Raw genomic sequence first — 23,194 nt, forward strand, 5'->3', positions numbered from 1 at the left:
GCAGATCATATGGTGGAAAAAACGGTCACCATCCAGCTGAAAACAGGCTTGCAGGCACGTCCAGCTGCTTTGTTCGTACAAGAAGCCAATCGCTTTGGTGCTGATATTTTTCTAGAGAAAGATGGGAAAAAAGTCAATGCGAAAAGCATTATGGGTCTCATGAGTCTTGCGATCAGCTCTGGGGTTACTGTCACACTGATTGCAGATGGTGCAGATGAACAAGAAGCCATTGAGGCGTTAACAGATTTTATCAATCAAGAAAACTGAGTCTCTTCAAAGGCTCAGTTTTTTTTAGGAGGGAATGTCATGATTCAATCAGCTTTTTTACAGAAGGTCGGATATGAAGGCCAGTCCATCACCTTTAAAGACTTGCCTGTATTATTAAAAAAAATGGCCTATACCTTTCCATTCGAAAATAGATCTGTTTTGAACAAACAATCCTACGCTTTGAATCAAGAAGGATTGAAGCAGCATCTTCTTGAAGAAAACAGAGGAGGTCTTTGTTATGATCTCAATCCTCTCTTATACTATGTGTTAAAAGAGGCAGGGCTCTCTGTACAGCTTCTTCAAGGCACAGTGTATAACAAAGAAGCGGATACGTGGGCAATTGATGGCACGCACGTAGCCATCATGTTGAAGCATCACAACGAACGCTTCCTCATTGATGCGGGATTTGGTGTGAATTTACCTCTTCAGCCTGTGCCTTTTACAGGAGATTGGGTGGAAGGAGCGTCAATGAGGTTTCGCGTCAAAGCTGAGGAAACCGAAAAAGGGACACATCTGCTCCAATTAGATAAGGGAGATGGCGCTGAAACAGGCTATGCTTTCACATTGAACGAGGTGGACGAGTCTGTATTGACCCAAATGAGACACGAGATTTATGAAAATGAATCCTCTCCATTTAACAAAAGACCGCTTGCGTCAAAGCTCACGCCAACAGGACGTGTGATCGTTACTGAGGATCATGTCACCACACATGAACACGAAGAAGTGTCGAAAAAGCCGCTGCCGATTCCTTTTGAGGATTACGTAAAAAAGCTTATACCGTAAACCACCATACGAAAAGACAGCCCCAAATCAAATAGGGCTGTCTTTTTTATTGATTATCGAATACGTGTGAAAGTCGCATAATGGTCTGTTGTTTTGTAAATGAGCCAGTCGCTTGAATACACAAGACGGTCTGCATTGCGGAAGCCTGAAACGTAGTTGATGTCTGCCTCACGCCATGTTCGGCCGCTTGCTGAAGGAAGACGTCCCTCCCGGTTTGAGAAAATATCTCCACCAATGCTTTTACCTGGCGCCACCTCGGCTAGATTTCCCTTAGATGCCACCCATCCGAGAGCACTTGCTTGTGATTTCGTAATGTAGTTATCAGGCAGTCGTTTGTAGCGAATTAAATAATCTGCTACACCATCAAACGTATTAATGACGGCAAGGGTACGCACATCTGGCGTGAGCTGAATAGAAGCAGTTTCAGTTGTGGCTGTTGGTGTAAGAGGTGTTTCTGCATGAGCTTGCTGCGGGACAAATCCAGAAAACAGAATAGCAGCGATCAGAGCGAACATAGTAAAAACCGAACTCAATCTTTTCATCTTCATCCTCCTATTAAGGAAATCGGATGCCGTCCTCTTGATGCTTGTCTAGCTCATATTATAGCACCCGAACATGAAGGAAATGTAAAGAATCAGGATTTTTGCTAAAATGAGTCTTTTCTCCTGATGTCTACTGAAGAAATAAATAAAAAGACGCTGTTTCTGCGTCTTTTCAGTTCAAGATGAAGCAAGCTCCTTCACAACATCAACAGGCGCTTTCCCGTCTATTCCATGAATCACATTATGAATGGCTCGTTTCAGCATGAGATCCCTTGTTGTTTCAGTAGCGGAACCGATGTGAGGAGCTAGGGTGACATTGTTCATCTCTTTGAAAGGATGATCCTCTTGAATCGGTTCCTGCTCATACACATCAAGACCAGCGCCTTTGATCCATCCCTCCTGAAGTGCTTGAATGAGGCTTTTTTCATCCACTGTTTTCCCGCGGGAAATGTTTACAAATAAAGCCGTTTGCTTCATTAACTTCAATTCTCGTTCCCCAATCATATGATATGTTTCCTCGGTCAGCGGTGTAATCAACACGATGATATCAGCTTGTTTTAAAAGATCATCAAGTGCACAATAGACAGCGCCATACGCCGATTCAGCCTTTTCATTCCGGCTTCGGTTATGATAAAGAACGTTCATATCAAAACCATGTGCTGCCCGTTTGGCCACTTGTTCTCCGATACGTCCCATGCCAATAATACCGAGCGTTTGGTGATGTACGTCGATGCCAAAGATCTCTTCTTCCTGTACGAATTTCGTCCATTTTCCTTCACGGATAAAACGGTCAAGCTCGGCGATTCTTCGCGCAGACGAGAGAATGAGCGAAAAGGCAAGGTCAGCCACGGTATGATCGAGCGTATAAGGAGTATGCGTACCAATCACGCCTCTTTGCCTCATCGCTTCTATATCAAAATTGTCATAGCCGACAGAGTTATTGCTCACCACCTTGAGTTTTGGTGCGTGATCTAACAGCTCTTGATCGATTTTTGTTCCAGACGTTAAAAGACCATCAGCGTGCTGCAGCTTCTCAAACAAAATGTCTCTTGGAATAGGGTCTTTGGATTGCCAAACCTCGTATGTACAATGTTCCTTTAGCATTTCCTCAAAAGAGGCAGGCAAGGGTTTGGCGACAAAAATGTGTGGTGTCACAGTCAATTCGCTCCTTTCACATGGTCATCTTACTCCTTTTATTATAAAGCAACGATTTCGGCAGAACACGTTTGAATGTTAGCAGCTCAATATTTAATATACTGAAATAACGGTAAAGAAAGACATTTTCTTAGTGAAAAAGTAGATTCTTATGCCATCTGATGCATTTTTTATCTATATAAAAATAAGCTGATAGTAGATGAGACATGTGAAATTGCAAAAATTTACGAGAGATTATCTGACAAACTGGAAAATAGATCGAGACTTTTTGATAGAAAATTTATTATATTTGAAATGTATTAAACGGGATGATCATTTTCTACTAAACCATTTTATTGTCTTTTGGTGTGATGAGAACAATAGATTGAAAACAAACCCGCGAAGCCGTTGGGATGCAGCGTAAAATAGAGAAAATGATGATATTTCTTCTCATCGTTTTCTCATTTTTTTCTTTTTTTTCTATCATTTTTCTTCTCTATTCTTGAGAACACAAGAAAGAAAAGGAGGACAGGCAGAGCTTACGTTACTTAAAAAAAGATGGGAGATGGCAAAATGGAGTCAAAATTAGAACAGATTCTTCAGCACAATTCAGAGTTTGTGAATGAGAGACATTATGAGCCTTACAAAGCGGGGAAATTTCCTGAGAAAAAACTGGTTATTTTAACGTGCATGGATACCCGTCTTTTGGAATTATTGCCGCAATCTATGGGTCTGCGCAACGGGGATGCAAAAATCATTAAGAATGCAGGTGCCATCGTGACACATCCGTTCGGCAGTGTGATGCGGAGTATCCTGCTAGCTATCTATGAACTAAAGGCAGAGGAAGTATGCATTGTAGGGCATCATGAATGCGGAATGGCAGGTCTTGCGGCGGACCCTTTACTTGAAAAGGCGAAAGCACGCGGAATTGAAGAGAAATGCTTAAGCATTGTGAAAAACTCAGGAGTTGATTTAAAGGGCTGGCTGACAGGCTTTGAGTCAGTTGAAGAAAGCGTGGCCCAAAGTGTGAAATTAGTGAAAGAGCATCCACTGATGCCAAGTGATGTGGCAGTTCATGGACTGGTGATTCACCCAGCGACAGGAAAGCTGGATGTCGTAGTGAAAGACAAACAAATTGACCCACAGTATACCTAAATCATCTACACATACTTGAAGGAGGCCAACACATACCATGCGTTTTTATGGAAGATTTGAAGGGTACAATTCATCAAAGTTTAGACGCGATTTAATCGCTGGGCTTGTCGTGGGCGTTGTGGCAATTCCTTTAGGCATGGCATTTGCCATTGCATCTGGTGTCGGACCAGAATATGGATTATACACAGTCATCGTTGCCGGCATTTTGATTTCATTGTTTGGTGGTTCAAAGTATCAGATCGGCGGGCCGACCGGGGCGTTTGTTCCAATTTTATTCGGGATCGTCAGCCAGTACGGTATTGAAAACTTGCTCATTGCCGGTTTTATGGCAGGCTGTATGCTTGTATTATTCGGAATATTCAAACTAGGAAAGCTCATGAAATTTATTCCTCGTCCGGTTATCATCGGTTTTACTGCTGGCATTGCTGTCATTATTTTTTCAGGACAGATTGCCAACTTCCTCGGATTAAAGGGTGTTGAAAAACATGAAAGCTTTTTCCTCAATATGAGAGAAATCGTGGTCCATCTTGGTACCACAAACAGTCTCGCCATTGTCACAGCCGTCATCGGGCTCATCGTGATTTTGGCGGCACAAAAATACATTCCCAAAATACCTGGTGCTCTATTAGGTTTATTGGCTTCTACGTTTCTAGCCGTTCTCTTTTTTCAAGGACAAGTTGAAACGATTGGCTCTGCATATGGTGAAATCCCTCGTCAGCTGCCAACCTTCGCTTTTCCTGAATTGACGATTGAAAAAATGATATACCTCCTGCCTCCAGCAATTGTCATTGCGCTTTTAGGCGGCGTGGAATCGATTTTGTCCGCAATGGTCGCTGATAATATGAAAGGCTCTAAGCATGACAGCAATAAAGAGCTTGTGGGGCAAGGAATTGCCAATATGGCGGCACCGCTTTTCGGAGGAATTCCAGCGACGGGAGCTATTGCCCGAACGGCAACGAACATAAAAAATGGCGGGGCAAGTCCGATTTCTGGTGTGGTGCATGGCGTTGTCGTCTTGCTGATCTTAATGGTATTTGCGCCGTATGCGTCGATGATTCCACTTGCTGCAATGGCACCGATTTTAATGTTTGTTGCTTGGAATATGAGTGAGAGAAAAGAGTTTATCAATATTTTGAAAGTGAAAAATGCTGATTCGCTTGTACTGGTCGTGACCTTCCTGCTCACAGTGATCGGTGATTTGATTATTGGCGTCACTGCTGGTCTCATTTTAGCATTTATCGCCTTTATCAAAAAAATGAGCCAGACGACCAATATCCATACAAATGTCGCCGTTCCTCAAATGGAAACAGCAGCTGCTTTAGAAAAACAGACAGAGGAGAAAGGGATCAGTATGTATTCCATTGAAGGGCCGCTCTTTTTCGGAACAACAGATTCATTAGAAAATTCGATATTGGATCATGTTCAAACAAAACCGAAAACGCTCATTCTGCTTATGAATAAAGTCAATTATATGGACACATCGGCAGAAGCGGTTCTCATGAATATCTCCAATCGGTTAAAGCATCATAATGGAAAGCTGATGATCGTTGGACTTCAATCACAGCCTAAGGAGCTTTTGCATCGAACAGGTCTATTCCATCATATCGGAAAACAGCATTTCTTTGAACGAACGGATGACATTTCACCACAGCATCTTTAAGGCGTAAAAAACACGTGACAGCTTGGTCACGTGTTTTTTACTGGCTCTTTTTCTCCAGAAAAACGCTTTGTGAGTTTTTGTTGATGAGCGCTGAAGATCTCTTCTACTGTGACATCATATTGATCCGCTAAAATGAGGAGATTTGCTAAAACATCTCCCATTTCTTCGATGAGTTCTTTCTTCAGCTCAGATGATTCCTGTCTCTGCTCATCAGGCCGGTCTCGTCCGATTTCTATTGCTCTAACAGCGCGAGCGAGTTCTCCCGTTTCTTCCATTAAGAAGCCTAACCGGATAAACGGTCCGTATTCTGTCCAATTTCTCGTTTGATAAAAATACTTGATCCACTTCTCCATCTCAGTTGTTTGCATTCTCTCTATACAGCTCCTTATATGGTGTTCACTCTTTTGATTTTACACTATATATAGAAGAAACGGCTGTTTCTTTACAAATCATTATAGTAGAATGAGTGGGTGAAGAAATCATAGAGAGAGATGGAGCTGTTTTGATGAAAACGATTTGTGTGTTTGCTGGTTCGAATCCAGGTGTAAATGATGTCTATAAACAAAAGGCTGTAGAGCTGGGTGCTTATATGGCGAAGCAGGGCATTCGTCTTGTTTACGGCGGATCGCGTATTGGGTTAATGGGCGCGATTGCCGATGAGGTCATGAGACATGGCGGGCAAGTGATCGGGGTCATGCCTAAGGGGCTTTTTAGAGGAGAAGTCGTGCATCAAGAGCTGACAGAGCTAATTGAGGTAACAGGCATGCATGAACGAAAAGCAAAAATGAGCGAGCTGGCCGATGGGTTTATTGCGATGCCAGGCGGCTTTGGTACATATGAAGAATTATTTGAGGTGCTGTGCTGGGCACAAATCGGCATCCATCAAAAGCCAATTGGATTGTATCAAGTAAATGACTACTTCAATCCACTCATAGACATGGTGAAATTCAGTGTACAGGAAGGTTTTTCGAATGAATCACACCTTCAATTGTTACATGCTTCGAGTGAACCGGAGGAATTAATCACGCAGATGGCTTCTTATCAAACACCGTCTCTTCAGCAGAAATGGACGGAGCTGTCTTAAAGTATATGTCAATCACAAAAAACCGTCTGTTCAAGGAACAGACGGTTTGTGTTGTGGTCATTATTTTTGGTCTTCTGTATTACGGGTCAAGACTTTGTCAATGAGTCCGTATTGAAGTGCTTCTTCCGCTGTTTTGAAGTTGTCACGATCTGTATCGCGCTCAATGACTTCAATTGGCTGACCAGTACGTTCAGCAAGTACTTGGTTCAGTTTATCGCGTAAAGAAAGGATTCGTTTTGCCGCAATTTCAATTTCTGTTGCTTGACCTTGGGCACCGCCGAGTGGTTGGTGAATCATGACTTCACTGTTTGGAAGAGCATAACGCTTACCTTTTTCTCCAGCAGCAAGCAGGAACGCACCCATAGATGCAGCCATACCAATACAAATAGTTGATACCTTTGGTTTAATAAATTGCATCGTATCGTAAATGGCCATACCAGCTGTGATTGAACCGCCAGGGCTGTTAATGTAGATAGAAATATCTTTTTCTGGATCTTCAGCTTCCAAGAAAAGCAGCTGTGACACGATGGAGTTGGCAACATTGTCATCGATCGCAGAACCAAGCATGATAATACGGTCTTTTAAAAGACGAGAATAAATGTCGTAAGCTCTTTCCCCACGATTTGTTTGCTCAATGACTGTAGGTATTAAATTCATAATGTTCCTCCTTCACCTTTTAGGTAAGTATGTAATTCAATGATACATTTTTGGTCAATAAAGGTCAAACAAAACGCTGACCTAAATTCAAATACCCCTATCCATTTTCCCCAAAATCATTCTACTTCAAACCATCATATTAGTGTATGAATACAAAGTAAGAAAATACATCATTAAGGCGAATGATTAATCATTGCTTTCTTGCAGCATTTCCCTTATAATTTGATATGCTGACGTTCAAAAAACATATCGTGCGCTCGTAGCTCAGTTGGATAGAGCGGTGGTTTCCGGTACCACGTCTGCCGGGGGTTCGAATCCCTCCGAGCGCGTATCTGACCTTGCTTACGATAGACAATGGTCTCACGAAACCCTCTCCTTTGGAGAGGGTTTTTTCGTTCCGCTATATGTATGATTCACTTTTAAAACTTTTCATCTATGAATGGTTATTTATGCTATAATTAATAATCATTCTCAATTAAAGGTGGTTTCGTAAGTGAAAAAAATGATCTGGCTGGTCAGTCTGCTGGCACTGCTGTTAGTGGCATGCGGGCAGAAAGAGAATAAAGAGCAAGCAGCAAGTACGCGTACATATACAACGGAAACGGGTGAAAAGATCACCATTCCTGCCAAACCGAAGCGGATTGTTGTGTTAACAGCGCAGCTTGGGAACTTTAAAAAGTTAGGTGTGACACCTGTTGGCATGACGGATGTTTATCCTAAATCATCATTTTTAGATGAAACAGGTGTGAAGCGGGTACCGATCGAAAATGTGGAGGCGATTGCAAAGCTGAAGCCTGATTTGATCATTGCTTATTCACAAACCGAACAGATTGAAAAATATAAAAAGATTGCCAAAACGATCACGTTTACGACAAGTAAACACAGCTTCAAAGAAATGCATATTGAAATTGGAAAGATTCTTGGAAAAGAAGCGTTAGCGAAAAAACAAATACGAGAAATGGATGAGAAGCTGAAGAAAGACGGGGAAGAAGTGAAAGCGAAAATTGGTGATGACAAGACATTCTCCATTATGGATGTCCAGCCAAAGCAAGTGTACTTATTTGGTACAGACTTTGGCCGCGGCGGGGAAGTCATCTATCAAGGCTATGGATTCAGCTTGCCTGAAAAGGCAGAAAAGGCACTTCCAAAGGAAGGTTATCTCGGGATTTCACTAGAAGAGATGAATGAGTATACAGGGGACTATTTACTTGTACCAACAAAGGATGGAAAAGAGCCAAATCTTGATATTACGAAAAGCGGTGTATGGAAGAAAAATCAAGCGGTGAAGCAAGGACATGTCCTGTACTACTCAATCAAGGAATTTATCTATGCAGATCCAATCTCCATTGAAAAACAATCTGCTGCATTTAAAAAAATGCTGCTCAAATCATAATGTGAAAAAGACAAAGTGCTCATTAGGAGACTTTGTCTTTTTTCATGCCGCTTCATCATGAAATACTGGACGTAAGACTCATTTCTTCCCTTCTCAGGCGTATTTGTTGAGCCGGCTTGCTGTATATGATTAACATGGAAGGGAATTGACAATGAGGAGGGATTTCTTGTGGCGAAGATTTTATTGATTACGTTTCCAGCTGAAGGACATGTGAACCCTATGTTAGGAATGATCAAAGCATGGGCGGATCGAGGCGATGAAGTGCATGCGGTCACAACTGTACATTATGAGGAACGGATCAAACGCTTAGGCGCTCACGTACATATACATCCAGACTATATTCGGACATTACATGTGGAAGAAGGAGATTTAGATTCTATGCAGCCGTTCTTTCATGCCATGCTGCAAACATCCTATGATATTTTAGAGGTGGTGGAAACACTTTCCGAGAAGCATTCATTTGATTTGGTTTACTTTGATATGTTTGGGGCAGGGGAGCTTGTTCGAGATTACTTGCACATTCCGAGCATTGGGTCCAACCCATCTTTTGTGCTGCAAGAGGCGCATTTTGATACACCGCTATACAGAAAGGATGAGAAAGCCGATCATCTGTTAGAAAAAATACAAGAGCGTTTTGGCGTTCAGCCAACGCGTTTGATGCAATTTATGAAAAATCGTGGAGAACTGAATATCGTCTATACAAGTGAATATTTCCAGCCGTCTGTTGATTCATTAAACGATTCGTTTGTTTTCATTGGACCGAGCTTTCTAAAAAGAGCCGACCAGCATGATTTCCCGCTGGAAGCACTTGAGCAAGAAAAAGTCGTTTTTATTTCCATGGGCACCGTTCTTGGGGATACAGAAGCATTTTTTAATATGTGTATAGATGCTTTCGAAGACTTTGACGGAAAAGTGATTATCGCAACAGGTGAAAAAGTAGATCGTTCTCTCTTAAAAGAGGCGCCTGCTCATTTTCTGATCGAGCCTTATGTGCCGCAGCTTGAAGTGCTCGAACTGACAGATGTGTTTATAACGCACGGCGGGATGAATAGTGTCAATGAAGGAATTCATTACCACGTTCCGATGGTCGTCATTCCAGTCGACAAAGATCAGCCGATGGTGGCACAAAGACTGACCGAATTATCTGCTGCCTGTACACTTGATAAAGATCAGCTGACACCAAAGCAGCTAAGAGAAACTGTTGAGAAGGTTTTAGGCAGTGACACGTACCGTGCGGGGATTGAGAAAATTGAAGAAAGCTTCCAAGCAGCAGGTGGAACAGAAAAAGCATTAAAGGTGATTGACCAATTTATACAAGCGAAACAGACTCAATCATGAGTCTGTTTTTTTATGAAAAGACGTTGTATTTCCCATTTCTGTATGCTAATATTCAATTCGTAATCATTTCGATTAAAAATCGTAATGATTACGATAATGTTGAATTGGAGGAAGTACATATGAGTGATCAACCTGTTTACATAAAGAAGAAATATGAGAAAAAGCATCCCTATGTGACATACACTTTGATGCTGTTTTCAGTGATGGCTTGTTTTTTATTGGCCTCATGCTCTGGAAACAAAGCATCTTCCAGCATGAATGATAGAGAAGAAGATGAGCTCGTGTATGCAAGTACAAAAGATATCAGGGACATTAATCCCCATCTATACGGCGGAGAGATGGCTGCTCAAAATATGGTGTTTGAATCGCTTGTCGTCAATACAGAGAAGGGCGTTCAGCCTGCCTTAGCGAAAAGCTGGGACATATCAAAGGATGGAAGGACCTATACCTTTCATCTTCGAAAAGGTGTGACTTTTTCAGATGGTGAGCCTTTTAATGCAAAGGCAGTGAAATTGAATATTGATGCTGTCGTCAAAAATATTGAAAAGAACGCTTGGCTTAATCTCGTATCTGAAATCAAATCCACAAAGGCGGTAGATGACGATACATTTGTTCTCACGTTGAAAGAGCCTTATTATCCTACGTTAGAAGAGCTGGGCTTAACACGCCCCTTCCGTTTTATTTCTCCAAAAAGCTTCATTGATGGAACGACTGCAAAAGGAGTTAAAAGCTATGCAGGTACAGGTCCTTATGTGCTAAAGGAACATAAGAAAAATCAATATGCCATTTTTGAAATGAATGACCACTATTGGGGGCAAAAGCCGAAAATTTCAACTGTGAAATGGAAAGTCATGCCGGATCACCAAACCATCTTACTTGCGCTTCAAAAAGGAGAGATTGATCTTTTATTTGGAGCAGATGGTGACATGATTGATGGAGACTCATTCCAGGCTTTAAAAGAAGCAGGGCAATATGGTGTCACCGTTAGCCCTCCTGTTGGTTCAAGATCGATTGTGATTAATTCAAACCAGCCAATCACAAAAGATCCGAAAATAAGAGAAGCTTTTCAATACGCCATTCAAAAGGACATGATCACTGAAGGCATTTTAAATGGAACGGAAAAGGTGGCACACACATTGCTTGCTCCTTCTGTCCCTTACGCAGATATTCCACTGAAAAAGAAAACTTATCAAAAGAAGAAAGCAGAGGCAATATTGGATGAGGCAGGCTGGAGGATGAAAGAAGACGGGTATCGCTATCAAAATGGCAAACTGCTGAGTGTGGCTATTTACTATAATTCCGATAATGCAGGGGAAAGAACGATCAGTGAATCGATTCAACAAGATTTCAAGCAGGTGGGGATCAAGCTGGATATTAGAGGAGAAGAAAAACAGGCATTCTTAGATCGCCAAAAAACAGGAAAGTTCGATCTGATGTACTCGCTGTCTTGGGGGCTTCCTTATGATCCACAAACTTATGTCTCTTCATTCCGTGTAGCATCCCATGCTGATTATCAAGCTCAATTAGGATTGAAAAAGAAAAAGTGGCTGGACGAGACGATTACGGAAGTATTAGTAGAACCAGATGAGCAAAAGCGGAAACAAATGTATCAAGAAATATTGACGTATATCCATGATGAAAATGTTTACCTCCCAATCTCTTATTCTGTGACAAAGGCTGTTTATAATAAGCGCCTGAAAGGCGTAGGTTTTCATGTGTCTCAGTATGAAATCCCATTTGACCGTATGTATTTTGCGTCATAAAACGGAGGCAGAGACATGACTCGCTATCTCTTAAAACGAATACTGATGCTTTTTCCGCTTATGATCTTTATCACCTTCTTTGCTTTTGTACTGCTGACGATGCGGGCAAGTGATCCAGCAGAGGTCGCTTTGCGGGTGAATCAAGTCACTCCAACAGAAGAAATGATTGAATCGATGCGGCAGGAGTTAGGCTTAGACCAGCCATTTTTCATCCGCTATGCCACATGGCTTAAAAATGGATTAACAGGTGATTTTGGCAGGAGCTATGTCACTCAGGAGCCCGTTTTTGATCTTATCATGGAGGCGCTGCCTGCGACATTGCAGCTTGCAGGAGCAGCGCTCTTTTTTATCATAGTGCTCAGTTTATTGTTCGGGGTGATCTGTGCATATGCTGCTCACACTTGGGTGGACCGTTTATTGAGAGCCTTTGTGTTTATCGCCGCTTCAATGCCTAGTTTTTGGCTGGGGATTTTGTTGATTTGGCTTTTTTCTGTCAAATTCAATTGGGTTAATACGAGTGGAATGGAAGGGTTCAAATCGATTCTTCTTCCAGCTGTCACATTATCATTTGGCTACTTATCGACTTATGTGAGACTCATACGTAATCAAATTCTAAAATTTCAGCACGAGCCCTTTGTTTTTTATGCAAGAGCACGTGGTTTAAAAGAACGAACCGTTCAACTGAAAATCATGAGGCATGCCCTGCAATTAGCGGTAACAGCACTTGGCATGTCTATTCCAAAGCTCATTGCGGGAACTGTCATTATTGAGAACCTTTTTGCTTGGCCAGGGGTTGGCCGGTTGTGTGTAACTGCTATTTTCCATGCTGACTTCCCTATTATTCAAGCCTATTTGTTTGTGATGGGGTTCCTGTTTGTTATGTGCAATCTCATCGCTGATATGATGCAAATGACCATGAATCCGCAATTGCGAAAGGAGGTATGACAACAATGATAGGGTGGCATCAATTAAGAAAAGACCGTATGGCGATTCTTTTAATCTGGCTGTTAGCGCTTGTCGCATTAGCTGGACTGTTTGCTCCAATGTTAGCACCACATGACCCAACAAATACGAACATTCTTCAAAAATATGCCGGTATCAGTCTTACTTACCCACTCGGAACGGATCATCTAGGGAGATGTGTATTATCGAGGCTTTTATATGGCATTCGGACAACAATGCTTGCAGCTATGCTGACGATGTGTATCACGATGCTCATTGGCAGCGCACTTGGACTCATGGCAGGCTTCTTTCGAGGAAAGGTGGATGGGGTTTTGATGAGGCTGTGTGATGTCATGCTGTCCTTTCCAGCAGAGGTGATGATTCTTGCGGTTGTGGGAATACTCGGACCTGGACTATTCAATATTATTTTGGCCAATGTCCTAGCGAAATGGGCCTGGTATACAAGAATGATTCGTTCGTCTGTCCTTCAATATGCGAATGAACCTTCTGTTCAATTTGCAAAGGTGACTGGCGGCAAACCCTTTTACATATTGAGGAGACATCTATTTCCTCGCATCTCAGGAGAAATTGCTGTTTTTGCGACACTTGATGCGGGCTGGGTAATCTTAAATATATCAGCACTGTCTTTTCTTGGATTAGGTGTGAGTGCACCTACACCAGAATGGGGCATGATGCTCAATGAGGCGAAGAATGTCATGGTGACACATCCAGCCCATATGCTTGCGCCTGGACTTGCCATCTTGTTTGTGGTCATGGCATTGAGCTTTTTAGGAGACAGCCTTCAGCATGCCGCGAATCCTGCCATGCATCATACCAGAAAGAAAGGGGTGAGACCATTTGCCTTTAATCGACGTAAAAAATCTGTCCGTACATGATCCACAGCAGCAAAAGAATATAGTGACGAATATCACATTTTCTTTACATCGACAACGCTGTTTAGCCGTCATTGGAGAAAGTGGCAGTGGAAAATCAACTGTCGCCAAAGCGTTAATTGATCTTGTCGCCCCTTCGCTAGAAGTGGAAGGAACGATCATTTTTGACGGCAAAACATTAACAAATCAAGAAGCGCATCAATGGCGGGGTAAACGAATAGGTTTCATCTCACAGGATGTCATGAATGCATTCAACCCTATCGAAACGATAGGTCATCAAATGGTGGAAACATTTCAGCAGCATTTGGGCTTACGAGGGAAAGAAGGGAAAGCACATGCTATGGCTGGGCTTACATGTGTCCATTTAAAAAATCCATATGATTTGATGAAAAAATATCCGTATGAACTGTCTGGAGGAATGCTTCAGCGTGTGATGATTGGCATCACGATGATGCTTTCTCCAGACATGATCATTGCAGACGAGCCAACTGCATCACTTGATGCCTTTAATCGGCGTGAAGTCATCAGACAATTACACAGTCTAAAGGAAGAAACGGGTGTTACCTTAATCGTCATAACGCATGATCTAGGCATCGTTCAGGAAATTGCTGATGAATTGATGGTTATGCACCAAGGAGTAATGCTTGAGCATGGGTCAGCCAAGGAAGTGTTCACATCACCGGGGCATCCCCAAACAAAGCATTTACTTGAGACGAGGCTTCGATTATCTGCCCCTACTGAAGCACTGCGGCAGCAGAAGAGAGTGGAGGCGTTTCTATGTTGATCACAGCTATCGATCTAGTCAAACACGGTGAGAAGAAAGGTCTTTTTTCAAAACAAAAGAAACCAAAAGACCGCATATCAAATGTTTCGTTTCAAATCGAAAAAGGACAATGTGCCGGATTAGTCGGTGAGAGCGGCAGTGGCAAAAGTACATTGGCACGTATCCTGCTCGGTTTAGAAAAAATAGATGGAGGCGAGGTACAGATTGATGGTATGACAGCTGACAAATGGCGGAGGGTGAATCGGGGGAAAATGAGTGTTGTCTTTCAAGATTATCTATCTTCTGTTCATCCCTCCTTTACGGTGAAAGAGATCATAGCAGAACCGATGCGTTTGTTAAAGCAGAATCAGAATATGGATCAGAAGGTTTTGTCATTACTTGAGCAAGTCAGGCTGCCCTCGTCTGTGCTGAATCAATATGCTCATCAGCTAAGCGGTGGTCAGCTCCAGCGAGTGTGCATCGCACGAGCTATATCAACGCATCCAGCCATTCTTATACTAGATGAAGTCTTGAGCTCACTGGATGTCTCTGTTCAAGTACAAATATTGGAGCTGCTTGAGACATTAAAACAAGAGCTAGACATGACCATGCTTCTCATTACTCATGATGTAGAAGCAGCGGTGTATCTATGTGACCGCCTTCTATTTTTACATGAAGGAAGCCTAGTGGAAGAATGCAAAAAGGACGAACTGTTTGAAGTGTCCCATCCATTTACACTCCAATTAATCGACTCACTTATGCCATTTCAGCTTGACAAAAAATAACCAATCTTTTATCGTATACGTAACAAACGACGGAAGGGTGACCCAATGCAATGAAGTACTAATCCTATGACCTGTAAGCAAAATGAACGAACGAAGGCAGTGAGCAAACGATCAGTTTGCCATGTTTGCTGCGTTTTCATTTTTTAGCTTCGGAATAGGATGGTACAGCTTGGGAATCAAAAAATGAAGTGATTGATACGTGGAATGTGTGTGTTCAAATATGAACGGCACACCATACTGGATCAATCCGCTTATTTTTGTACACCATTTTGCCCCCTATTCTGAGAATGGGAGGCTTTTTCATGTCTCCTGATATGAAAGGAGAGGATTGGATGTTATTAAAAGCCAATCAGTTAAAGGTATTTCGAAAAGATCGCTTGTTATTTGATATTGAGGAACTCGCCATCCATCAAGGTGATCGCATTGGTCTTGTAGGGACAAATGGCAGCGGAAAAACGACTTTATTGCATGTGCTGGCAGGACAGGAAACACCAGACAGCGGCACGGTTGCCGCCACAGCGGTCTGTACGCTGCTTCCTCAATTGAAACAAGGAGACGGCAGACAGAGTGGCGGTGAAATGACCCAGGCTTATATTGAAAGAGCATTAAGCCGGCCGTCTGCCCTTTTATTAGCAGATGAACCGACCACTCATTTGGATACGGAGCATATTGAGTGGCTGGAAGATAAGCTGCGTCATTATCAAGGAGCTCTCATTGTTGTTTCACATGATCGTGCTTTTTTAGATGCAATATGTACGGAGATTTGGGAGCTGGATCATGGGAAGCTTCATCATTACAAAGGCAACTACACACATTTTGCACAGCAAAAAGAGCTGGCACATCGTCAGCAGGTGGAAGCGTATGAAGCCTATACACAAAAGAAAAAACAGTTAGAGCATGCACTGGAAAAGAAAAAGAAAAAGGCGGACAAAGCGACAAAGCCCTCCCAAAAGGTGAAATCCTCAGGACCTAAAATTGCAAAGCCCTACTATGCAAATAAGCAAAAAAAACTGCAAAAAACAGCCAAATCCATTGAAACAAGGATGGAGAAATTAGAAAAGGTTGAGAAGGTAAAGGACATTCAGCCCATTCACATGACTCAGCATACGATGAAGGAAACTGCAAGCCGTACCATTTTGAGAGTGGAAAATGTAGATGGCAAGGCGGGCGATAAAGTGCTTTGGAGGCAGGCGAATGTGGAAGTGAGGGGCGGAGACAAGGTTGCCATTATCGGAAAGAACGGGAGCGGAAAAACGACATTTCTCCGTATGTTAGTGAATGGACATCCCGGAGTTACTCGTTCAGAGGCTGTCAAGCTAGCCTATTTTCGTCAGGATCTGTCAGGATTGAAGGTAGATGAATCGATTTTACAAAATGCGCTGAAAGAGGCAGTTCAAGATGAAACAGTGGTTCGAACGGTTTTGGCGAGACTAGGATTTAGAGGGGATGATGTGCACAAGCCTGTTGAGGTATTAAGCGGGGGAGAACGGGTGAAGACGATGCTTGCGTCCTTGCTCGTCAGTGATGCCAATGTTCTCATGCTGGATGAACCGACGAACTTTTTAGATCTAGCGGCAGTTGAAGCACTTGAAGGTCTATTGAAGGATTACCCAGGTACCGTTGTGTTTGTTTCCCACGATCGCAGGCTGATTGAAGAGGTTGCCACTCGTATTTTCCATATTCACGAGGAACGTATTGAAGCTTTTGAAGGCACATATGAAGCCTATAAACAAAAGGAAGAAAAACCAGCTGTGACAAATAGAGAAGAGGAGCTTCTGTTAATTGATATGCAGCTGTCTGAAGTGCTCAGCCGTTTAAGTATTGAGCCGTCGCAAGAGCTTGAAGAGACATTTCAAGCATTATTGAAACAAAAAAAGTCTTTGGAGTCATAAAAGAAAACCCCTGTTTACTCTACAGGGGTTTCAGCGTGTAGACAAACCCTCGCATTCGGTGTCAGTCCTGCGTGCCGGTGCTCACGAATGCTCAATTCGCTCCGCTCCGGTACTCGTCCTTCCTAGACTTCAAAGGTTTTCTATCACGCTGAAAAGAAGACAAAGAGCTAAAATAAAGATCATTTTAGCCCTTTGTCAACAATCTAAAACCCCTGTTTACTCTACAGGGGTTTGTTCATGTCGTTCTTTTTTTAATTGTTCAAGTTCACTCACTGTGACGAGCTGGTAGCCTTGTTTGGTGAGTTCATGGATGATCTTTACGGCAGCTTGGGCTGAGCTTTCATAAATATCGTGCATTAACACTGTTCTGCCATCGGCTGCATGTGAGAGAACGCGGTTTGTGATTTGCTGGCTGTTGCGGATTTTCCAATCCTCAGGATCAACATCCCACAAAGTGACCTTCATCCCAATTGCATGATTGATATCTTGATTTGTACCGCCATATGGCGGTCTAAAGTGCGTAGGTGTATATCCGCTAGCTTTCTCAATCAGCTGCTGGGTGTCTTTCACTTGTTTCACCGCTTCATCTAAAGGCAGTCTTGTTAATAAAGGGTGATTGTAGGAATGGTTTCCGATCTCATTCCCGCCTTTTAAAATATCGGCAAGCATTCCAGGGTAATATTGCACCCTGCTGCCTAATACGAAAAAGGTAGCATGTCCTTTATTTGCCTTCAGCGCATCTAAAATTTTTGAGGTTGTCGCTGGATTCGGTCCATCATCAAATGTGAGTGCGATGGCTTTTTTATTCGGGTCAAGCTTTGATTTTTGCGGCAGCTTGACGGCTTTTCTTTTTGGATTCGGTTCTTTCATTTCATTTTTATTTTTCAGTTTATCCATATATTCTGGCTTTAATATGTCCTTCAGCAATGTCTTTTTGATCGCGAGTGTTTGCGGACCAAGATCCTCTGCGGCTACTTGAGATGCAGGGAAATAAAATTCTACATATTTGTCTTTCAAGGCAAATTGACTGAAGTTTTGAGCATCAGGGGCTGTTCCTTTCTGAAGGAGAGGCTGATCCTTAGATAAGGTTTTATCCTTTCGAAGTTCCGTATATGTAATATAGGATAATTTCTTTAAATAATTGGTTTTAGGCAGAAATAGATCTTTTGTGTCAAGAAAGGTTTTTTTCTGAAAATCAAAGTTAATCGTGAGATGATTGGTGGTTCCATTTTGCTGGCCAGTATACGTATAGGTCGTAAAACGAATGGCAGCAGACTGCTTTGCATAATGCACCATTTCATAATCAATATTCAGTTCATAGCGTTTATGTTCATCGATATCCTTTGCTTCACTGAATGTTTTTTTGAAATGCTCTAATGCCGAATTGGCATAGCTTTGAATCTTGTCATCTAGCTCTTTTTGATGAAAAAGAGGATAGTTGACTGCATATCTCATAAATTTCCCGTCATTTACGAGAGTGACAATTTCTACGTTTTTATAGTTCGTATCCTGCTTTACATTTTTCTTCTCTGTACCGCTTGCTTGTTGATTTTGAAAGAAAGCAACTGCTCCAATGACGACTGCAAGCGCAAATAGGACGATACTCCATTTTCCCTTTACTGACACAACTTTCAAATCTCCTCTCATGACGGGTCATTCTTTATTAGTTTGACATCTGTTTGTAATATTTTTATAACATTTGACTTACTTTTGTAATTTTAGGGGATATTCATGCGAAATGTCAACTATTTTCCTATTAAACTATGAGAAAAAATGATAGGCCGTTCTGAGCGGCAAAAAGAAATCTCCCCTCTCTGCCCTGCACATACCTTCATTAATTAAAAAATAGGGTGTACATTGATTTTTTAGAGGCTGGCGGCTATAATTTTGTTGATTATGATTCTCATTTTCAAACTGACTTTTAATGAAGAAAAGGATGACACCGATTTTGCAGGATAAGCGAACACCTCAACAAAAACGATCATCACATATTCTGTTCTTTTTGATATTTTTTCTCGCCGTTATTGGTTTAGCGGCTGCCATGTTTTTTGCTGTGTCATACGGTGCAAAAACATTGTCTCTGCAAACGGTGTGGACAGCTGTATTTGACTACCAGTCAAATGTTACAGAGCAGCAGATCATCCATGAATTAAGACTCCCTCGTGTTTTAGGGGCAGCTCTAGTGGGAGCGGCGTTTGCCGTAGCGGGTGCTCTTATGCAGGGCATCACAAGAAATCCACTGGCAGATGCGGGGATTTTGGGCATTAATGGAGGTGCGATGTTTGTGGTCGCTCTCTGTTTTGCTTTTTTTCCAGGAATACCTTATTCGGCATTGATGTTTTTTTCCTTTATTGGTGCTGTGCTCAGTACGCTGCTGATCTTTGCGATTGGGGCGGCTGGCGGCGTATTGACACCGCTGCGCCTCACTGTAGCAGGAGCGGTTGTAGCCGCATTGCTTCATGCGCTCAGCTCTGGGATTGCGATTTATTTTGACCTGAGTCAGGATCTGGCTTTTTGGTATGCAGGCGGGGTAGCTGGTGTGAAATGGCCGCAGCTGACGATTCTCGCTCCGGTTATTCTAATTGTGATCGTATGGGCAATGCTATTAGGTCGGTCACTTTCCTTACTATCGCTCGGTGAAGATACAGCGGCAAATTTAGGGGTGAAAACACGGCAAGTGCGAATACTAGGAATGACTGCTGCTGTGTTATTAGCAGGGGTTTCTGTTTCAGCAGTCGGATCGATTGGGTTTGTCGGTCTTGTCATTCCTCATATTGCACGAAAGCTTGTTGGTGTAGACTATCGTTTCGTCATTCCGATGTCAGCGATACTAGGCGCAATGCTGCTTGTCTTTGCAGACCTTGCCAGCCGTACAGTCAATCCGCCAAGAGAACTTGCCATTGGCGTGATGGTGGCACTTGTTGGTGTTCCTTTCTTCTTATACATTGCCAGAAAAGAAGGGAGGAACCTGTCATGAGAGAGAAACAGCGTGCTCTTGTCGTGACACTCGTTTTGCTTTGCCTGAGTGCGGCTGTTGTGCTGTATAGTTTAAATACCGGTACGCTGAAACTAAGCCCTGTCATGGTCATCAAGACGTTATTTGGCTTTGGAGATTTCCAAAGTGAAACGGTGCTGTTTGACTATCGTCTGCCTCGAATTGTGGTGACGATGTTAGCTGGTATTGGTCTTGGCATTGCTGGCGGCATTTTGCAGAGCTTATCCCGTAACCCGCTGGCCGATCCTGGGATTATTGGATTGAATGCAGGGGCAGCCTTTGGCTTAATTGTGTTTGTGACATATTTTCACGCACTTGAAGGCAATCCGTCTCTTCTTATTCCGCTCTTTACGTTTGGCGGCGGACTGCTTGCGGCAGCTGTCATCGTGCTTCTTGCATATGACCGGCATGAAGGGCTTGTTCCTATCCGGCTGATCTTAGTTGGCATTGCGGTTGCTGCGGGATTTAGTGCACTCACCTTATATTTGTCATTGAAGCTGGATGAAGATACATACACGTTTGCTTCAAGGTGGCTTGTGGGCAATGTATGGGGGAGAGACTGGATTCATGTGCTGGCGCTTCTGCCTTGGATTGTATGCCTTGTGCCGCTTACGCTGATGCAGACAAACACGCTCAATGCATTGACATTAGGAGATGCTGTCGCCTCAAGTGTAGGTGTACGTGTCCAGCGTAAACGTCTTCTCCTCTTGACCTTAGCGGTAGGCCTCGCTAGTGCAAGTGTTTCAATGACAGGCGGTATTGGCTTTATTGGCCTCGTCGCCCCGCATTTGGCCAGGAGGCTTGTCGGTTCACTGCATCAGTATTTTTTACCAGTTAGTGCGCTGCTTGGCTTGTTGATTTTAGTCAGTGCCGATACAATCGGACGTTCCATCTTTGCTCCAAATGCCATACCGGCGGGTGTGGTCGTGGCCTTTATCGGTGCCCCGTATTTTCTCTATTTATTAACTAAAACGAAATAAATATGAAAGAGGAACTCATCATGAAAAAACTACTAGTATTTGGATTAACGCTCTGTTTCTTGCTGCTTGCCGCTTGTGGACAACAGGAAACAAAGAATACAACAAATGAAAAGACCAATGGCACACCAAAGATTGCTTCCTTGTCTATTCATTTAACAAATGACTTGTTAGCACTCGGGATCAAACCGGCGGGCTCTGTTGTAGGAGGAGACTTAAAAGATTTCCTTCCACATGCGAAAAAGCAGCTGAGTCAGACGAAAAAGCTCGGCATTGCAGCTGATCCAGATATGGAATCACTGCTTGCGTTAAAGCCAGATGTCATTTATGTTGATGAAGAATTAGCCGGACAAGACTTATCGAAATATAAGAAGATCGCCAAAACAGAAGTGTTTAATTTAAATGATGGCACATGGCGGGATCATTTGAAAAAAATCGCCAAACACGTCAATAAAGAAAAAGAAGCGGATCAATATATTAAGAATTACAATCAAGAAGCAAAAGAGGTCAAATCGCTCATCAAGAAAAAGATTGGAAACGGAAAAGTCATGGCGATCCGTGTGACAGCAAAGGAGCTTCGCGTATTTAGCATGAAGCGCCCAATGGGTCCTATTTTATACGAGGATTTAGGCCTGACACCTGTCGATGGTGTGAAAAAGCTGGACAGCAAGCGCCCGTTTGAAGTGATTTCTCAAGAGGTTCTTCCTGATTATGATGCTGATGCGATCTTTGTCGTTGTCAACCGTGATGATAAAGCGCAGCAGGCATTCAAGCAATTAGAAAAGACTCCGATTTGGAAAGGTCTAAAAGCAGTGAAGAAAAACCAAGTCTATCCGATTGCCGATCAGCCGTGGCTCGATTACTCAGCTCTAGGCAATAAAATGGCATTGGATGAAGCAAAAGAGATGTTTTCTAAATAAATAGCAAATGAAATCAGGCATCATTCCGCATATAGGAATGATGTCTCTTTTTTTGATTCGTTCTTCTATTCATTCGGCTGATGCATACATATGAGAGAGAACGAGCAATACCGCCCGTGAGAAGAGGAAAGGGAGGGGTTACAGTTGGAGGTTCAAAAAATTAGTGCAGGTACGATTGCAAGGCTTGTGCTGCTTTTACTGGCGCTTGTTAATAGTGCGCTAACTGCTGCGGGAAAAAGCCCAATTCCTATTGATGAAGAAGGCGTTCAACAATTCATCACACTGGCCTTTCTGGGAATTACATCACTATGGGCCTATTGGAAAAACAATGATATAACGAAAAAAGCACGAACAAAAAAAGAAGAATAACAGAAAAAAGAGCCTTTCATGAATCAAAGGCTCTTTCAGCGTGTAGACAAACCCTCGCATTCGCCCGCAGGTCTGCGCTCCGGTGCTCACGAATGTTTCAATTCGCTCCGCTCCGGTACTCGCCCTTCCTAGGGCTGCAAAGGTTTTCTATCACGCTGAAAAGAAGACAAAGGGCTAAAATAAAAATTATTTTAGCCCTTTGTCAACAGTCTGAAAGAGCCTTTCATGAATCAAAGGCTCTTTTTCATCGAAGCGTCAAACGCCTCTCCCCGCAATCATTCTTCCTGAAAGGCTTACGCCCGGCGTTCTCCCATGTTGTTGAGGAAAGCTTTTACTTCCTCAATGCTTAAGCCAATTGCCTTTGCTTCACTCATTAGACGCTTCCACTCTGTGATATTTGAATCGGTCAGCTTTCTATGGGTGACATGTAACGACTTTTCTTCCTGCTCCTTTCGGTACGTTTGGAGCAGCTGATAGAGCTCTTCTTTAGGCATGCCTGATTGGACGGCACTTACGATATGCTCCCGCCATTCGTGTTCACCACCCTCAGCGTAATGAAACATCATCGTCTCTGCATCAAACAGCTCTTGTAAATCAATCTCTAGTGAAGAAGATACCTTTTTTAAGAACTGGACAGATGGATTTCTGTGGACACCACGCTCAATTTTGCTCAAATATGACTTAGAGACATGAGCATCCTCAGCCAGTTGCTGAATCGAGTATCCTTTTCTCTTTCGGTAAATGCGTATCACCTTGCCTATCATTCGATCAATGATCTCCCTTCTCACCGGCGAATAGTTCTGCGACCTTTTCGTTCATTATAAGAAATAAATTGTTCTTTATAAAATTCAAAAACGTAAGAATCAGGAAGTAAACAAAAGA

The 23,194-nt window shown here is 42.7% G+C and carries 23 protein-coding genes and 1 tRNA gene; 18 read left to right on the plus strand and 6 right to left on the minus strand.

Features of this window, described 5'->3' with window-relative positions:
- Window positions 1-9: 9 nt before the first annotated feature.
- Both M1D84_RS02970 and M1D84_RS02975 read left to right on the plus strand, forming a co-directional pair.
- Window positions 10-267, plus strand: coding sequence for an HPr family phosphocarrier protein (locus M1D84_RS02970; protein WP_024423549.1), 258 nt, complete (start codon window positions 10-12; stop codon window positions 265-267).
- Between the two features lie 39 nt (window positions 268-306).
- The gene (locus M1D84_RS02975) at window positions 307-1,050 is read left to right on the plus strand and encodes an arylamine N-acetyltransferase family protein (protein ID WP_122631960.1); all 744 of its coding nucleotides are present in this window, start codon (window positions 307-309) and stop codon (window positions 1,048-1,050) included.
- Between the two features lie 53 nt (window positions 1,051-1,103).
- On the opposite strand, the gene M1D84_RS02980 is transcribed toward M1D84_RS02975, so the two are convergent.
- Window positions 1,104-1,592, minus strand: a complete 489-nt coding sequence (locus M1D84_RS02980; RefSeq protein WP_024423547.1) for a ribonuclease — start codon at window positions 1,590-1,592, stop codon at window positions 1,104-1,106.
- Between the two features lie 177 nt (window positions 1,593-1,769).
- Window positions 1,770-2,747 (minus strand): 2-hydroxyacid dehydrogenase, encoded by a 978-nt coding sequence (locus M1D84_RS02985; RefSeq protein ID WP_122631959.1) that lies wholly within the window; start codon window positions 2,745-2,747, stop codon window positions 1,770-1,772.
- A 552-nt stretch (window positions 2,748-3,299) separates the two neighbouring features.
- Here M1D84_RS02985 and M1D84_RS02990 point away from each other — a divergent pair.
- Window positions 3,300-3,881 (plus strand): beta-class carbonic anhydrase, encoded by a 582-nt coding sequence (locus tag M1D84_RS02990; protein ID WP_122631975.1) that lies wholly within the window; start codon window positions 3,300-3,302, stop codon window positions 3,879-3,881.
- A gap of 37 nt (window positions 3,882-3,918) precedes the next feature.
- Window positions 3,919-5,541, plus strand: coding sequence for a SulP family inorganic anion transporter (locus M1D84_RS02995; RefSeq protein WP_122631958.1), 1,623 nt, complete (start codon window positions 3,919-3,921; stop codon window positions 5,539-5,541).
- Between the two features lie 26 nt (window positions 5,542-5,567).
- Here the strand turns inward: M1D84_RS02995 and M1D84_RS03000 are convergent, their stop codons facing one another.
- Window positions 5,568-5,909 (minus strand): MazG nucleotide pyrophosphohydrolase domain-containing protein, encoded by a 342-nt coding sequence (locus M1D84_RS03000; protein WP_044333970.1) that lies wholly within the window; start codon window positions 5,907-5,909, stop codon window positions 5,568-5,570.
- 137 nt (window positions 5,910-6,046) lie between these two features.
- Here M1D84_RS03000 and M1D84_RS03005 point away from each other — a divergent pair, with 137 nt between their 5' ends.
- Window positions 6,047-6,625, plus strand: a complete 579-nt coding sequence (locus tag M1D84_RS03005) for an LOG family protein (RefSeq protein WP_041107909.1) — start codon at window positions 6,047-6,049, stop codon at window positions 6,623-6,625.
- A gap of 60 nt (window positions 6,626-6,685) precedes the next feature.
- Here the strand turns inward: M1D84_RS03005 and clpP are convergent, their stop codons facing one another.
- Window positions 6,686-7,282 carry an ATP-dependent Clp endopeptidase proteolytic subunit ClpP gene (clpP, locus tag M1D84_RS03010; protein WP_024427684.1) on the minus strand — a complete coding sequence of 199 codons (597 nt, stop codon included), beginning with the start codon at window positions 7,280-7,282 and terminating at the stop codon, window positions 6,686-6,688.
- A gap of 253 nt (window positions 7,283-7,535) precedes the next feature.
- On the opposite strand from clpP, the gene M1D84_RS03015 reads away from it, so the two are divergent.
- The 9 genes from M1D84_RS03015 (at window position 7,536) to abc-f (ending at window position 17,051) form a co-directional block, all read left to right on the plus strand.
- A tRNA-Arg gene (locus tag M1D84_RS03015) sits at window positions 7,536-7,611 on the plus strand.
- A 173-nt stretch (window positions 7,612-7,784) separates the two neighbouring features.
- A complete protein-coding gene (locus M1D84_RS03020) occupies window positions 7,785-8,675 on the plus strand; it encodes an ABC transporter substrate-binding protein (RefSeq protein ID WP_332285197.1) in 891 nt (296 codons plus the stop codon).
- A gap of 168 nt (window positions 8,676-8,843) precedes the next feature.
- Window positions 8,844-10,013: a macrolide family glycosyltransferase gene (locus tag M1D84_RS03025; protein WP_070326049.1), complete on the plus strand. Its 1,170-nt coding sequence runs from the start codon at window positions 8,844-8,846 to the stop codon at window positions 10,011-10,013.
- Between the two features lie 119 nt (window positions 10,014-10,132).
- Window positions 10,133-11,776, plus strand: coding sequence for a nickel ABC transporter substrate-binding protein (nikA, locus tag M1D84_RS03030; protein WP_103131647.1), 1,644 nt, complete (start codon window positions 10,133-10,135; stop codon window positions 11,774-11,776).
- Window positions 11,777-11,791: 15 nt separating this feature from the next.
- Window positions 11,792-12,721, plus strand: coding sequence for a nickel/cobalt ABC transporter permease (gene opp1B / locus M1D84_RS03035; protein ID WP_044333963.1), 930 nt, complete (start codon window positions 11,792-11,794; stop codon window positions 12,719-12,721).
- Window positions 12,722-12,726: 5 nt separating this feature from the next.
- Window positions 12,727-13,614, plus strand: coding sequence for a nickel/cobalt ABC transporter permease (gene opp1C / locus M1D84_RS03040; RefSeq protein ID WP_458106459.1), 888 nt, complete (start codon window positions 12,727-12,729; stop codon window positions 13,612-13,614).
- Window positions 13,577-14,395, plus strand: coding sequence for an ABC transporter ATP-binding protein (locus tag M1D84_RS03045; protein WP_103131645.1), 819 nt, complete (start codon window positions 13,577-13,579; stop codon window positions 14,393-14,395). The genes opp1C and M1D84_RS03045 overlap by 38 nt, the downstream gene beginning before the upstream one ends.
- Window positions 14,389-15,159: an ABC transporter ATP-binding protein gene (locus tag M1D84_RS03050; RefSeq protein WP_073207507.1), complete on the plus strand. Its 771-nt coding sequence runs from the start codon at window positions 14,389-14,391 to the stop codon at window positions 15,157-15,159. Before M1D84_RS03045 ends, M1D84_RS03050 begins: the two co-directional genes overlap by 7 nt.
- Window positions 15,160-15,491: 332 nt before the next feature.
- The gene (gene abc-f, locus M1D84_RS03055; protein WP_458106460.1) at window positions 15,492-17,051 is read left to right on the plus strand and encodes a ribosomal protection-like ABC-F family protein; all 1,560 of its coding nucleotides are present in this window, start codon (window positions 15,492-15,494) and stop codon (window positions 17,049-17,051) included.
- 216 nt (window positions 17,052-17,267) lie between these two features.
- Here abc-f and M1D84_RS03060 read toward each other — a convergent pair whose 3' ends face one another.
- The gene (locus M1D84_RS03060) at window positions 17,268-18,677 is read right to left on the minus strand and encodes a polysaccharide deacetylase family protein (RefSeq protein WP_034624494.1); all 1,410 of its coding nucleotides are present in this window, start codon (window positions 18,675-18,677) and stop codon (window positions 17,268-17,270) included.
- A gap of 322 nt (window positions 18,678-18,999) precedes the next feature.
- On the opposite strand from M1D84_RS03060, the gene M1D84_RS03065 reads away from it, so the two are divergent.
- From M1D84_RS03065 to M1D84_RS03080, 4 genes are all read left to right on the plus strand, one after another.
- On the plus strand, window positions 19,000-20,028 hold the full coding sequence (locus tag M1D84_RS03065; protein WP_025094018.1) for a FecCD family ABC transporter permease: 1,029 nt from the start codon (window positions 19,000-19,002) through the stop codon (window positions 20,026-20,028).
- Complete coding sequence (locus M1D84_RS03070; protein ID WP_044333952.1) at window positions 20,025-21,026, plus strand: FecCD family ABC transporter permease; 1,002 nt, start codon at window positions 20,025-20,027, stop codon at window positions 21,024-21,026. The genes M1D84_RS03065 and M1D84_RS03070 overlap by 4 nt, the downstream gene beginning before the upstream one ends.
- Window positions 21,027-21,043: 17 nt before the next feature.
- On the plus strand, window positions 21,044-21,943 hold the full coding sequence (locus tag M1D84_RS03075) for an iron-hydroxamate ABC transporter substrate-binding protein (protein ID WP_372713610.1): 900 nt from the start codon (window positions 21,044-21,046) through the stop codon (window positions 21,941-21,943).
- A gap of 144 nt (window positions 21,944-22,087) precedes the next feature.
- Complete coding sequence (locus M1D84_RS03080; RefSeq protein WP_024423530.1) at window positions 22,088-22,312, plus strand: phage holin; 225 nt, start codon at window positions 22,088-22,090, stop codon at window positions 22,310-22,312.
- A 293-nt stretch (window positions 22,313-22,605) separates the two neighbouring features.
- On the opposite strand, the gene slrR is transcribed toward M1D84_RS03080, so the two are convergent.
- Entirely contained in the window at window positions 22,606-23,076 is a 471-nt protein-coding gene (gene slrR / locus M1D84_RS03085; protein WP_024423529.1) for an HTH-type transcriptional regulator SlrR, read from the minus strand.
- Window positions 23,077-23,194: the final 118 nt, after the last annotated feature.

The sequence above is a fragment of the Bacillus sp. PK5-006 genome (genome assembly GCF_054161415.1).

Excerpts from the sequence above, each read along its gene's own strand:
- M1D84_RS02970 (WP_024423549.1), top strand. The coding sequence starts at position 10 with ATGGTGGAAAAAACGGTCACCATCCAGCTGAAAACAGGCTTGCAGGCA.
- M1D84_RS02975 (WP_122631960.1), top strand. The coding sequence starts at position 307 with ATGATTCAATCAGCTTTTTTACAGAAGGTCGGATATGAAGGCCAGTCC.
- M1D84_RS02980 (WP_024423547.1), bottom strand. The coding sequence starts at position 1,592 with ATGAAAAGATTGAGTTCGGTTTTTACTATGTTCGCTCTGATCGCTGCT.
- M1D84_RS02990 (WP_122631975.1), top strand. The coding sequence starts at position 3,300 with ATGGAGTCAAAATTAGAACAGATTCTTCAGCACAATTCAGAGTTTGTG.
- M1D84_RS02995 (WP_122631958.1), top strand. The coding sequence starts at position 3,919 with ATGCGTTTTTATGGAAGATTTGAAGGGTACAATTCATCAAAGTTTAGA.
- M1D84_RS03000 (WP_044333970.1), bottom strand. The coding sequence starts at position 5,909 with ATGCAAACAACTGAGATGGAGAAGTGGATCAAGTATTTTTATCAAACG.
- M1D84_RS03005 (WP_041107909.1), top strand. The coding sequence starts at position 6,047 with ATGAAAACGATTTGTGTGTTTGCTGGTTCGAATCCAGGTGTAAATGAT.
- clpP (WP_024427684.1), bottom strand. The coding sequence starts at position 7,282 with ATGAATTTAATACCTACAGTCATTGAGCAAACAAATCGTGGGGAAAGA.
- M1D84_RS03020 (WP_332285197.1), top strand. The coding sequence starts at position 7,785 with ATGATCTGGCTGGTCAGTCTGCTGGCACTGCTGTTAGTGGCATGCGGG.
- nikA (WP_103131647.1), top strand. The coding sequence starts at position 10,133 with ATGAGTGATCAACCTGTTTACATAAAGAAGAAATATGAGAAAAAGCAT.
- opp1B (WP_044333963.1), top strand. The coding sequence starts at position 11,792 with ATGACTCGCTATCTCTTAAAACGAATACTGATGCTTTTTCCGCTTATG.
- opp1C (WP_458106459.1), top strand. The coding sequence starts at position 12,727 with ATGATAGGGTGGCATCAATTAAGAAAAGACCGTATGGCGATTCTTTTA.
- M1D84_RS03050 (WP_073207507.1), top strand. The coding sequence starts at position 14,389 with ATGTTGATCACAGCTATCGATCTAGTCAAACACGGTGAGAAGAAAGGT.
- abc-f (WP_458106460.1), top strand. The coding sequence starts at position 15,492 with ATGTTATTAAAAGCCAATCAGTTAAAGGTATTTCGAAAAGATCGCTTG.
- M1D84_RS03070 (WP_044333952.1), top strand. The coding sequence starts at position 20,025 with ATGAGAGAGAAACAGCGTGCTCTTGTCGTGACACTCGTTTTGCTTTGC.
- slrR (WP_024423529.1), bottom strand. The coding sequence starts at position 23,076 with ATGATAGGCAAGGTGATACGCATTTACCGAAAGAGAAAAGGATACTCG.